Genomic DNA, 12039 nt, shown 5'->3' with positions numbered 1-12039 from the left:
GCTGCGGGCCGGCGGCGGACGGGAAGCACCGGGCGAGGTCTCGTCGCGTCAGGGCTGCATCAGCACCTTGACCGCGCCGTCCTGCTTCTTCTGGAACATCTCGTAGGCGTGCGGCGCGTCCGTCAGCGGCACGTGGTGGGTGGCGAAGCCGTCGACGCCGAGCGGGTCGTCGTCGGTCAGGTACGGGACGATGCCGTCGCTCCAGCGGCGCACGTTGGCCTGGCCCATGCGCAGCTGGATCTGCTTGTCGAACATGGTGAGCATCGGCATCGGGTCGGCCATGCCGCCGTACACGCCGGAGAGCGAGATGGTGCCGCCGCGGCGCACCAGGTCGATGGCGGTGTAGAGCGCGGCGAGCCGGTCGATGCTGAACCGCTCCGCCACGGGGCTGCCGATGGCCCGGGGCATCACCGCTGCGGTCTGCTGCACCAGTTTGGCCACGGCGCTGCCGTGCGCCTCGGTGCCGACCGCGTCGATCACGGCGTCGGGGCCGCGGCCGCCCGTCCGGTCCTGAATCGCGGCGACGAGGTCCTTCTCGTTGCCGAAGGAGCGCAGGTCGTACGTCTCCACGCCCCGCGCGCGGGCCCGCTCGAGCCGCTCCGGCACGAGGTCCACGCCGAACACCTGGTCGGCCCCCTTGAGCCGGGCGATCCGGCACGCCATGTCCCCGATCGGGCCGAGGCCCAGTACGGCCACACTGCCGCCCTCGGGGACTGCGGCGTACTCGACCGCCTGCCAGGCGGTGGGCAGCACGTCGGAGAGGTAGACGAAGCGGTCGTCGGCCGGGCCCTCGGGCACCTTGATCGGGCCGTACTGCGCCTGCGGCACGCGCAGGTACTCGGCCTGGCCGCCGGGCACGGCGCCGTACAGGCGGGTGTAGCCGAACAGCGGGGCGCCCATGCCCTCGCCGGTGACCTGGGTGGTCTCGCACTGGGTCGGCAGCCCGGTGCCGCACATGTGGCAGTGTCCGCACGCGATCTGGAACGGCACCACGACCCGGTCGCCGGGCTTCAGGTTGGTCACCTCGGCGCCGACCTCCTCCACGATGCCCATCGGCTCGTGCCCGAGGATGTCGCCCGGTGTCATGAACGGCGTGAGCACTTCGTAGAGGTGCAGGTCGGAGCCGCACAGGCCCGAGGAGGTGACGCGGACGACCGCGTCGGTCGGCTGCTCGATCCTCGGGTCCGGCACGTCCTCGACCCGCACGTCCCGCTTTCCCTGCCATGTCACTGCCTTCATCGCCCCGCGCTCCCTCCGTCGCCGTGCGCGTCGGTTCTGCGTGGCGGCCGGGTACCCCGGGGCTCCCGTTGCCGAACCCGGCACCGTTTCGCCCGAACAGCGGATTATCTGCCCGGTTCCGCGCGCCGTATCGGATTCCTTCAGGTATGGGCCTGAATGCTTCACCCAGCGCACGATCTACGACACGGGACGGGTGGACGGATGGCCGGAATGCGACAGGGAACGCGCACGCGGCGGGCTGCCGCGCTGCTGACGGCGGCGGTGGCGGCCGCACTGGCCGCGGGTGGCTGCGCGGCGGCGCCGACCGCCGAGGTCGACGGCCGGTCGCCGAAGCCGGAGCGGTCGGCCGCCGCGACCGCCGACGACGCGGCCCCCGCCTCGGGGCCGGTACTCGCCGTGAAGGTCGACAACGTGCCCGCGGCCCGCCCGCAGACGGGCCTGGAGGCCGCGGACGTCGTGTACGCCGAGCCGGTGGAGGCCGGGCTGAGCCGGCTGATGGCCGTCTACGCCACCGAGCTGCCCGAGTCGGTGGGGCCGGTGCGCAGCGCCCGCGAGTCCGACCTGGAGCTGCTCGGCCAGTTCGACCGGCCGACGCTGGCGTTCTCCGGCGCGCAGAGCAAGCTGCTGCCGCTCATCGACAAGGCGCCCCTGCACGCGGAGCCGCCGGGTGAGGACTCCGAGGCCTATGTCCGCGACGAGGAACAGCAGGCCCCGCACAACCTGTACCTGTGGCCCAGCCGGCTGCTCCCGGAACCCGCCGGCCCCGCGGCCCTCACCACCGGGTTCAGCTACGGCAGGGCTCCCGCGGGCGGCCGGGCGGAGCCCTCGCGCACGGTGCGCTACCCGTCGGCGAGCTTCACCTTCACCTGGTCCGAGAGCCGGGACCGTTGGCTGGTCGCCATGGACGGCGCCCCGGCCCGCACGGCCGACGGCGGGCAGCTGGCACCGGCCACGGTCGTCGTGCAGCACGTGAAGGTGCGGGAGTCGGACTTCCGCGACTTCCGCGGCAGCAACTCGCCCTACGTCGAGTCGGTGGGCTCCGGGCGGGCGGAGGTGCTGCGCGACGGGCGGAGCTGGGACGCCCGCTGGAAGCGCGGCGCGACCGGGGACGGCACGACCTTCACCACCGCGGACGGCTCCCCGCTGCACTTCGCCACGGGCCAGGTGTGGGTGGTCTTCGCCGGGCACTCCTGAGCCGCGGGGCGCCGGGGCGCCGGTCAGCCCGGTGCCGCCGTCGGCTCGGCCGGGTGGCGCAGCCCCTCGGCGGCGTCCGTGACCCGGCGGATCAGGTCGAAGAAGACCGCCTGCTCGTCGGGGGCGAGCGGGGCGAGGAACACCTGGTTCATCCGGGCGGCGCGCACACCGAGCCTGCGGTGGACGCGCAGCCCCTCGTCGGTCGGCCGGAGCAGGGACCGGCGGCCGTCCTGCGGGTCGCGGACCTTGTCGACCAGTCCGCGCCGGTCCAGCCGGCCGACCACCTCCGCGACGGTGGACCGGTCCAGGCCCACCCGCTCCCCCACGGTGCGCTGGTCCAGACCCGGCTCGGCGACGAGGGTGTTGAGGACGGCGTACTGCGGCGAGGTGGTCTCCTCGGAGACCATCGTGGTCCACAGCAGGTAGTGGGCCTGCTGCAGCCGCCGGGCCAGGTGGCCGGGGTGGGTGGTCAGATCGACCGCTGCCATGCGCGCTCCCGCGTCGTCGCATTCGTTGGTGCACTGACGATACACGTCACGATTCACGGTCATCCGATCACACGCCGCCCTGTCTGCCTGGTGATTCACGGGTCTTGACGCCCCGGCCGCACGGTGGCAGCGTGTCCGGCACCTCGCTGAAATACTCAGTGCCCTGACTATCTGGTGACGACTGGCACTCCGGGGCGCGCTCAAGGGATGGGGTTTTCCCGGTGGACCTGACTCTCACCCAGCACGACATCGACGCGGAGATCGCGGCCGGGCACGCCGCCTACGAGCAGCGGGTCGCGGGCGGCGCGCCCGTCGAGCACCATCCGCGCCGCGACTACGCCCCGTACCGCTCCTCCGTGCTGCGCCACCCCGGGCAGCCGCCGGTCGCCATCGACGTCACCAAGGACCCGGAGCTGGTGGAGCTGGCCTCCCCCGCCTTCGGGGAACGGGACATCACCGGGGTCGACAACGACCTGACCCGGCAGCACGCCGGGGAGCCGGTCGGTGAGCGCATCACCGTCTCCGGCCGCCTCCTCGACCGGACCGGCAGGCCCGTGCGCGGGCAGCTCGTGGAGATCTGGCAGGCCAACTCGGCCGGGCGGTACGCGCACCAGCGCGAGCAGCACGACGCCCCGCTGGACCCGAACTTCACCGGCGTCGGCCGCACCCTCTCCGACGACGACGGCTTCTACCGCTTCACGACGGTGCAGCCGGGGCCCTATCCGTGGCGCAACCACATCAACGCCTGGCGCCCGGCGCACATCCACTTCTCGGTGTTCGGCTCGGCGTTCACCCAGCGCCTCGTCACACAGATGTACTTCCCGAACGACCCGCTGTTCCCCTACGACCCGATCCTGCAGTCGGTGACCGACGACGCCGCGCGGCAGCGGCTGGTCGCGACGTACGACCACAGCCTGTCGGTGCCGGAGTTCTCGCTCGGCTACCACTGGGACATCGTGCTCGACGGCCCGGACGCCACCTGGATCGAAGAAGGACGCTGACCCGCCATGACGAAGATCGACACCAGCAGTCCGGAGCAGGTGCTGCCCACCCCGTCGCACACGGTCGGCCCGTTCTACGGGTACGCGCTGCCCTTCCGCGGCGGCGAGGACATCGCCCCCGCCGGACACCCGGACACGGTCACCGTGCACGGGTACGTGTACGACGGCGCGGGCGATCCGCTCCCCGACGCCCTCCTGGAGCTGTGGGGGCCGGACACCGAGGGCCGGACACCGACCGCCGACGGCTCGATGCGGCGCGACCCCGCCACCGGCGGTTTCCTGGGCCGCAACGGCGTGGAGTTCACCGGCTTCGGGCGCATCCAGACCGACGCGGACGGCCACTGGTACGCGCGGACGCTGCGGCCGGGGGCGCGGGGGCGGAGCGCGCCGTACGTGAGTGTCTGCGTGTTCGCGCGCGGGCTGCTCGTGCACCTGTACACCCGGCTGTACCTGCCGGGCGACGCGGCGGCGCTCGCCGCCGACCCGCTGCTGTCCCGGGTGCCGGCCGTCCGCCGCGACACGCTGGTCGCGGCGGACGAGGGCCACGGGACGTACCGTTTCGACATCCGCCTTCAGGGCGAGGGCGAGACGGTCTTCCTGGAGTTCCAGTGACATCATCTGCCGATCCCGCCGGCACGGACACCGACACGGGACTGCTCGCCCCCGGGTGGGCGGGGTCGGCGGTCGCGTCGGCGACCGGTGACCGTGCCTACCTGCGGGCCCTGCTCGACGCGGAGGCGGCACTGACCCGCGCGCAGGCCGCGCTCGGCCTCGCCCCGGCCGGGGCGGCGGACGCGGTCGGGGCGGCCGCCGCCGATCCGGACGCCTTCGACGCACGCTCCCTCGCCGAGCGCGCCCGGAGCGGCGGGAACCCGGTCATCCCCCTGGTGGCCGACCTCACCGAGGCGGTCGGCGAACCGTACGGGAACCAGGTGCACCGGGGCGCCACCAGCCAGGACATCATGGACACCGCGACGATGCTGGTCGCCGCCCGGGCCCTGGACCTGCTGCTCGCCGACCTCACCCGTACGGAACGGGCGCTGGCCCGGCTGGCCGCCGAGCACCGGGACACGCCCCTGCCGGGCCGGACGCTCACCCAGCACGCCGTGCCGACGACCTTCGGTCTGAAGGCGGCCGGCTGGCGCACGCTGGTGCTGGACGCACGCGACCGGATCGGGACGGTACGCGACACGCTGCCCGTCCAACTCGGCGGGGCGGCAGGCACGCTGGCGGCCTTCGGGGCGTACGGCGCCCCGGACCCGGTCGGGCTCCCGGAGGCGTACGCGCGCGAACTGGGGCTTCGCACCCCGCTGTTGCCCTGGCACACCCTGCGCACGCCGGTCGCCGACCTGGCCGGCTGCCTCGCCTTCGCCGCCGGGGCGCTCGGGAAGACGGCCGCCGACGTGCTGACGCTGTCCCGCACCGAGGTCGGCGAGGTCGCCGAGGGCGGCGGGGGCGGTTCGTCGGCGATGCCGCACAAGGCCAACCCGGTGCGGTCCACGCTGATCGCGGCCGCCGCCAGGCGCGCCCCGCAGCTCGCGGCCACGCTGTACGGCTCGCTGGTCGCCGAGGACGAGCGGCCCGCCGGGGCCTGGCACGCCGAGTGGGAGTGCCTGCGGGAGCTGCTGCGGCTGGCCGGCGGTGCCGCGCGCGACGCCGCCGAGCTGACCGAGGAGCTCCGGGTGCGCCCTGACGTGATGCGTGCGCACCTGGGAATCACGCACGGGCTGATCGTGTCCGAGCGGCTCTCGGCGGAACTGGCGCCGGTGCTCGGGCGGGCCCGCGCGAAGGAACTGCTGACGGAGCTGGCCCGCCGGGCCGCCACCGAGGACCGTCCGCTGGGTGAACTGCTCGCCGCGTCGCCCGAGTTGCGCGGCTCCGGCCTCGACCTCGCCGCCCTGACCGATCCCGCCCGCTACACCGGCTCCGCGGGAGCCCTGACCGACCGTGCTCTGGAGCGACGTTGACGACCCTGCTCAACCACCTGTCCGAAGGTCCCGCCTCCGCTCCCCCACTGCTGCTCGGGCCCTCGCTGGGCACCTCGTACGCGCTGTGGGACGCGGTGGCGCCCGAACTGAGCGCCGGGCACCGGGTGGTCCGCTGGGACCTGCCGGGGCACGGCGGTTCGGCGGCGGACCTCGTCGGGCCGGGCGCCACCGTGGGCGATCTCGCCGCCCTGGTGCTGACGCTCGCCGACGCGCTCGGTCTGGAGCGGTTCGCCTACGCCGGGGTGTCGCTGGGCGGCGCGGTGGGCCTGCACCTGGCCGTGCACCACCCGGAGCGGGTGGCGTCGCTGGCGGTGCTCTGCTCGTCCGCGCACTTCGGCGGCGCCGAGCCGTGGGAGGAGCGGGCCGCGCGGGTGCGCGCGGAGGGGCTGGCGGAGCTGGCGGGCGGCGCGGACGCACGGTGGTTCACTCCCGGGTTCACGGTGCCCCGGCTGGTGCGGGACCATCGCGAGGCCGATCCCGGTGCGTACGCCGCCTGTTGCGACGCGCTGGCCGCCTTCGACCTGCGGGACCGGCTCGGCGGGATCTCCGCGCCGACGCTGCTGGTCGCCGGCCGCGAGGATCCGGCCACGCCGCCCGCGCATCTGCGGGAGATCGCCGACGCGGTGCCGGACGCGACGCTGACCGAGATCCCGGGCGCCTCCCACCTGGCGCCGGCCGAGCGGCCCGAGGCGGTGCTGACGGCGCTGCGGGCCCACTTCGACGGCGGCGCGGGGCGGGGCATGGCGGTGCGGCGGGAGGTGCTGGGCGACGCGCACGTGGACCGGGTGCAGGCTCGGCAGTCGCCGTTCACCGCCCGGTTCCAGGATTTCATCTCGCGCTACGCCTGGGGCGAGATCTGGACCGACGAGACGCTCTCGCGCCGTGAGCGCAGCATGGTGACGCTGACGGCGCTGGTGGCGCACGGCCACTACGAGGAGCTGGCCATGCATGTGCGGGCGGCCCGGCGCAACGGGCTGACGGCGGACGAGATCGGGGCGGTGCTGCTGCAGACGGCGGTGTACTGCGGGGTCCCGGCGGCGAACTCGGCGTTCGCGACGGCGCAGCGGGTGCTGGCCGAGGAGGACTCCGGCGCCGGGTGACGCGGCCCGCCGGACCGGTGTCGTCTCAGCCCACGTGCCCCACGGCCAGGGCCTGCCGGGCGCGCTCGGCCAGGCCGTCGGCGCCGCACGAGTCGGCCAGTGCCAGGCCCCGGTTCAGCTCTGTGGCCGAGCGGGCCAGGATGCCGTACTCCACACGGGCCGCGGCGTGCTCGTACTGGCAGGGCGAGGCCTCCAGGTAGGTGACGGCCTGGGCGGCGAGCCGGACGGCGCGCCGGCCGGTCTCCAGCGCGGCGGCGCAGCGCAGGGCCTCCCCTATGGCGGTGTCCGTGCCGAAACGCTCGGCCTGGCCGCGGGCGTCGGCGGCCAGCCGGGCGGCGCGGCCGGGATCCTCCGTGGCCAGCGCCCGGGCCAGCTCGGTCGCCCAGGGCACCACCACCGGGTTGTGCCGTCCGCGGATCGCCGCGGCCTTCTCGGCGGCCTCCAGTTCGCCCACGCCCTCCTTGGTGCGGCCGGTCGCGAGGAGCAGCCGGCCGCGGACCGAGCGGGGGTCGGGCAGCACGATGGTCGACGGGTAGGGCGGCGCGAAGCCGTACTGGTCGGCCAGGCCGCGGGCCTCCTCGACGTGGCCGCGGGCGAGCAGGGTGTCGATCAGGTTGCAGATCGCCGACCAGTACAGGGGCAGCCCGCGGCCGACGCGTTCGGCGATGCGCAGTGACTCGCGCAGGGACTGCTCGGCCTCCCTGAGGCGTCCCCTCCTGCGGTGGCCGAGGCCGACGTAGGCGTGCGCGAGGGCCAGGTGTCCGCCGCTCCAGCCCGCGGTCTCGTAGGCGCGCAGGGCCTCGGTGAAGAGTGCCTCGGCGCGGTCGAGCCGGTCGGTGTAGGCGTAGGAACTGGCCAGCATCATGGGCAGTTCCAGGCCCCACTCGGTGTCGGTCCAGCCGAGCCCGGGGGCGAGGCGGCCGTTGACGAGGGCGCGGTCGCACAGTTCGACGACCTCTTCGGCGCTCTCGCCGTGGGTCATGGCGTCGAAGCCGCGCAGGATGAGCAGGGCGCGTTCGGCGTTGTCGCGGCCGGTGCAGGTGGCGGCGAGTTCGGCCAGGCGCGCGGAGCGGCGGGGCGAGGACGTCTCGCCCGCGTGGATGCCCTCCCACATGTACTGGGCGGCCTGGAGCCGCAGTCGCGCGGACGGGTCGGGGTTGCGGGCGGCCTCCGCCTCGACGGTGCGGACGGCCTCCTCCAGCTGGTCGTTGTGGAGCAGGGCCTGGGAGAGCCGGAACACCGCGTCGACGCGCTGCTCGCCGTCCAGCCCCGGCATGGCGAGCGCGGTACGCAGGTGGCCGATGGTGGTGGCGGGCGCGGTGAGGAGGGTGGCGCAGCCCAGCTCGAAGAGGACGCGTGCGTGCGCGTCGGGCAACGGCGGTTCCTGGAGGGCGCGTTCCAGGCAGCGTCGGGCGGCGTCGGGGGCTCCGACGGCGAGGTGTTCGCGGGCGGCCTCGCGCAGCTGGTCCACGACTTCCTGGTCGTCGTCGGGATACACCTGGAGCAGATGACGGGAGGCGGCCGCGGCGCCGAGCCCGGAGTCGGTCACGAGCTGGGCCGCTATACCGTGCATCGCCGTGCGCAGCGCGTCGGGGATGGAGTTGTAGACGGCGGTGGCGATCAGCGGGTGGACGAACTCCAGGTCGTTCGCGTCCGGCCGGCCGGACGCGGGGTCGGGCACGGAGAGGATGCGGGCGTCGCAGAGCAGTTCGGCGCAGCGGACGGCGTCGGCGCGGTCGAGGGTGGCGAGCCTGGCCACCATGTCGACGGTGATGCCGCCGCCGAGGATGGCGGCGGCCCAGGCGAACCGGGTGGAGTCGACGCCGAGTTGTTCCAGGCGGGCGACGAGTCCGCCGCCGCGGGCGGTGCGGTTCAGGGCGCGCAGTTCGGCGGCCTCCGCCTCGACGGGCTGCAGTTCGCTGTCCTGGACCTTGGCGAGGAGTTCGACGGTTTCGTAGGGGTTGCCGCCGGTGACGGCCCACACCTCGCGGCAGAACGCGGCGTCGGCGTGGTCGCCGAGCGTGGCGCGGGTCAGTCCGGCGGTTCCGTCGGGGGTGAGGGCGTTCAGCGGGGCGAGGGGCCGGCCGACGGCGGCGGCCGCGTCCAGATGGCGGGCGCTGTCGCCGCTGACGTCGCCGGGGCGGCGGGCGAAGACGATCAGCAGGGAGGTCTCGTCGAGCCGTTCGGCGAGCGCGGCGAGCCAGCGCAGGGTCTCCTGGTCGGCCCAGTGGGCGTCGTCGATGAGCAGGACCAGCGGCCACTCCCGCCGGGCGAGCCTGCGTACGGCGGCGACCAGGCCGTCGTACACGCCCTGCGGGTCGGCCTGGCGCTCACCGGGGTCCGCTATGCCGAGGGCCGGGCCCGCGATGTCGTACCAGTCGCCGAGGTACTCGCGGGCCTCCTCGGGGAGCATGGACACGAGTGCGGGCTGCAGCAGTTGGCGTACGACGTTGAAGGGGACGGACCTCAGGGTCTCGCCGCCGCGGGCCGACCAGACGGTGCAGCCCCGGGCCTCGGCGGTCCGGCGGGCCTCGTTGAGCAGCGCGGTCTTGCCGACCCCGGCTTCGCCACGGGCCTCGAGCAGCAGGCCGGGTGACGAGCGGTCGGCGCGCAGGTCGTCCACCGCGCGCGTGATGGTGGCGACTTCCTCGTCCCGCTCCCAGAGGGCGGCCGTGGCGGCACCCGCCCGCCGTACCTCCGTCATCCCGCTGCCTCCCCGAGTCGCCCGAATGACGTTCGAACCCGAGCCTAGCCCTCCGGCCGCGCGCGTGGTGTGCGCTCGGCGCAGCAGTTGCCGTGACGGGTGACATGCGGTAAGGCACGGGTGACGGGACGGCGCGGTCAACAGCGGGGCGGGGTGCGCCGCGCGTCAACCCGTCGCGGACGCAGGGCGGTCCACGCCCCGCAGCGGCCGTCCGCCGGCCCACGGGGGCGCACGCGAAGGGCCCGGCGGCCGGGCCTCTCATCGTGCTTTCACCGACGCCTCATACGGTGGGGACATGACGCAGGCGACTCCTCCCGGGTGGTACCCGGACCCCGGACAGAAGCAGGACGGTCCCGCCACCGAGCGCTGGTGGGACGGCAAGGTGTGGACGGACCAGGTCCGCTCCAAGGAGCCGGACACCGCGGGGGCCCCTCCTGCGCAGCCGCCGTCGGCGCCCGGGGTGCCGCACGAGGCGCCGGACGACGCGCCGTCCTCGTACGGGGACGCCCCGGGCCCGTACCCCGTGCACCCCGGCTATCCGGGCACGCCGGACGCGGCGCCGTCCGCGCGGCGGCGCCGGCTGCGCACCGGCACAGCCGTGGCGGCCGCGGTGGCGGTGCTGGCCGGCATAGGGGCCGGTGTGTACGTGCTCGCCGACGACGGTTCGGGCGGCAGCAGCGCAGGGTCCTCGCAGCAGGACCGGCGCGGCCCGGGCGGTGGGGACGGTCCCTTCGGCGACCCGCGCGGGGGCGACGGCGGTGGCAGTGGCGGGGGCGGCGAGTCGCCCGCGCCGGACGGTTCGGAACCGCCCACGATCGACAGCGGTTCGGTGCCGGACGCGGTGAGCGGGATCAGCCTGCCGGTCCCGGACGGCTGGTCCGGGCAGCAGTTGCAGGTCGGCGCGTCCGTCACGTCGGACGACAGTTACCCGTGCCCCGGCGACAGCTCGGCGGACTGCACCAAGGGAGGCGCCTACTCGGCCCCGGCGATGGTGCTGGGCACCAAGGGCGGCACCGCGGAGGAGGTCGCGAAGGCCGACATCGAGGCCAACGCCGAGGAGTCCTACGGCGGCGCGTCCTACGGCGAGATCACCTCGCACGAGGAGCTGGCCTCCGAGGCGGTCACCGTCGCCGGGCAGAAGGGGTACCTGGTCCGCTGGAAGGCGGTCACCGCGAAGGGCTCCGACGGGTACGTCGAGTCGCTGGCCTTCCCCTCGCCCGCGGCCCCGGACCGCATCGTCGTCGTCCGCTTCGGCGTCGACGTCGGCGAGGAGGAGGCGGTCATCGACGAGATCACCAAGGGCATCGAGGCGGGCTCGGTCGGGGGCGGCAACGGGCAGGACATCTGACCGGAGGGGCGGACGGCCCGCGGGTCCGGAGAACCGTCGGCCGGGCGGGGCCCCTTCCGCTCAGAGGGTGCCCCGCCCGGCCGGGGGTGCGCGCCGCCCCCGTCCCCACGGTGCGGCGCGGGCAGGCCACCGTCCAGTCATCCCGTGGACGGCGGCCTGGGTCTCAGGGGAGGCCGAGTGCCGGCAGCACGACGGCCTCCACGAAGGTGACCAGGTACTCCGCGTCGGCCTGCTTGCCCTCGAGGACGGGCCGCATCCGGAGCATGCCGAAGAGCTGGGCCGGCACGTACTCGAGTGCCGGGTGCCCGGCGGGGACCTCGCCCCGTGCCACGCCGCGCGCCAGGATCTCCCGCAGGGCGGCGATCTCCGGCTCGACGAGCGCCTCGCGCAGTGCGCACTTGAGCTCCGGGTCCTCCATGACCGCGTGGCCCAGCGCCTGGAGCAGACCCGTGTCCTTGCCGGTCCCCTCGCCCGCGGCCGCGGCGGCCCGGCGCAGGTCCTCGGCGAGCGACCCGGTGTCGATGCCGGCGAAACGGACCCGGCTGCTGGAGCGCAGCGCGGCGGCCACGAACTGGGGCTTCGTCTTCCACTGCCGGTAGAGCGTGGACTTGCTGCACCGGGTGCTGGCGGCGATGCCCTCCATGGTGACGGCGTCGTACCCGCAGGACCGGATCTGCTGGAGCACGGCGTCGAAGAACTCCTGCTCACGCTCGGGTGTGAGCTTGGAGCGGCGCGAGGTGGCGACCGGTTCCGGTCGGTCCGCGGCCTGTGACGCCATCGCGCTGCTCCTCTCCTCGTACTTCCCCGTGGTCCGGCTTCCCGGCAGTCCGGTGCTCGGTGTGCCTGGTGTGCTCACGCCTATCGATACGCCAGTGTACCGGTACTCGACCGTATCGGTACACTGGCGTATCGGAACGAGGTCGTATCGATGAGAACCGTCACACGTGCCCCGTACCTGTGAGCCGCACGCACCACCG

General features: G+C 74.6%; 10 protein-coding genes. 6 read left to right on the top strand and 4 right to left on the bottom strand.

What is annotated here, in order from left to right; genetic code table 11:
- Positions 1–48 precede the first annotated feature (48 nt).
- Positions 49–1239 carry a zinc-dependent alcohol dehydrogenase gene (locus HZS56_RS19250; protein ID WP_216721951.1) on the bottom strand — a complete coding sequence of 397 codons (1191 nt, stop codon included), beginning with the start codon at positions 1237–1239 and terminating at the stop codon, positions 49–51.
- A 210-nt stretch (positions 1240–1449) separates the two neighbouring features.
- Here HZS56_RS19250 and HZS56_RS19245 point away from each other — a divergent pair, with 210 nt between their 5' ends.
- Positions 1450–2433: a DUF3048 domain-containing protein gene (locus HZS56_RS19245; RefSeq protein ID WP_216721950.1), complete on the top strand. Its 984-nt coding sequence runs from the start codon at positions 1450–1452 to the stop codon at positions 2431–2433.
- A gap of 23 nt (positions 2434–2456) precedes the next feature.
- On the opposite strand, the gene HZS56_RS19240 is transcribed toward HZS56_RS19245, so the two are convergent.
- The gene (locus HZS56_RS19240; protein WP_216721949.1) at positions 2457–2921 is read right to left on the bottom strand and encodes a MarR family winged helix-turn-helix transcriptional regulator; all 465 of its coding nucleotides are present in this window, start codon (positions 2919–2921) and stop codon (positions 2457–2459) included.
- A gap of 227 nt (positions 2922–3148) precedes the next feature.
- Between HZS56_RS19240 and pcaH the strand changes: the two genes are divergently transcribed.
- The 4 genes from pcaH to pcaDC are packed head-to-tail and all read left to right on the top strand — an operon-like array spanning position 3149 to position 7010.
- Entirely contained in the window at positions 3149–3922 is a 774-nt protein-coding gene (gene pcaH / locus HZS56_RS19235) for a protocatechuate 3,4-dioxygenase subunit beta (RefSeq protein WP_216721971.1), read from the top strand.
- A gap of 6 nt (positions 3923–3928) precedes the next feature.
- Complete coding sequence (gene pcaG, locus HZS56_RS19230; RefSeq protein ID WP_216721948.1) at positions 3929–4534, top strand: protocatechuate 3,4-dioxygenase subunit alpha; 606 nt, start codon at positions 3929–3931, stop codon at positions 4532–4534.
- The gene (gene pcaB / locus HZS56_RS19225; RefSeq protein ID WP_216721947.1) at positions 4531–5889 is read left to right on the top strand and encodes a 3-carboxy-cis,cis-muconate cycloisomerase; all 1359 of its coding nucleotides are present in this window, start codon (positions 4531–4533) and stop codon (positions 5887–5889) included. The genes pcaG and pcaB overlap by 4 nt, the downstream gene beginning before the upstream one ends.
- Positions 5886–7010 (top strand): bifunctional 3-oxoadipate enol-lactonase/4-carboxymuconolactone decarboxylase PcaDC, encoded by a 1125-nt coding sequence (gene pcaDC / locus HZS56_RS19220; protein WP_216721946.1) that lies wholly within the window; start codon positions 5886–5888, stop codon positions 7008–7010. The genes pcaB and pcaDC overlap by 4 nt, the downstream gene beginning before the upstream one ends.
- Before the next feature lie 25 nt (positions 7011–7035).
- On the opposite strand, the gene HZS56_RS19215 is transcribed toward pcaDC, so the two are convergent.
- The gene (locus HZS56_RS19215) at positions 7036–9714 is read right to left on the bottom strand and encodes an ATP-binding protein (RefSeq protein WP_216721945.1); all 2679 of its coding nucleotides are present in this window, start codon (positions 9712–9714) and stop codon (positions 7036–7038) included.
- A 295-nt stretch (positions 9715–10009) separates the two neighbouring features.
- Here HZS56_RS19215 and HZS56_RS19210 point away from each other — a divergent pair, with 295 nt between their 5' ends.
- A complete protein-coding gene (locus HZS56_RS19210) occupies positions 10010–11062 on the top strand; it encodes a DUF2510 domain-containing protein (RefSeq protein ID WP_216721944.1) in 1053 nt (350 codons plus the stop codon).
- Positions 11063–11225: 163 nt separating this feature from the next.
- Here HZS56_RS19210 and HZS56_RS19205 read toward each other — a convergent pair whose 3' ends face one another.
- Positions 11226–11840, bottom strand: a complete 615-nt coding sequence (locus HZS56_RS19205; RefSeq protein ID WP_216721943.1) for a TetR/AcrR family transcriptional regulator — start codon at positions 11838–11840, stop codon at positions 11226–11228.
- Between the last annotated feature and the right edge of the window lie 199 nt (positions 11841–12039).

Origin of the sequence: Streptomyces mayonensis, from assembly GCF_018982965.1 — a bacterium.
Lineage (GTDB): Bacteria > Actinomycetota > Actinomycetes > Streptomycetales > Streptomycetaceae > Streptomyces > Streptomyces mayonensis.
The sequence above is the reverse complement of the archived record's forward strand: the minus strand, read 5'-3'. Positions and strand labels throughout refer to the sequence as shown.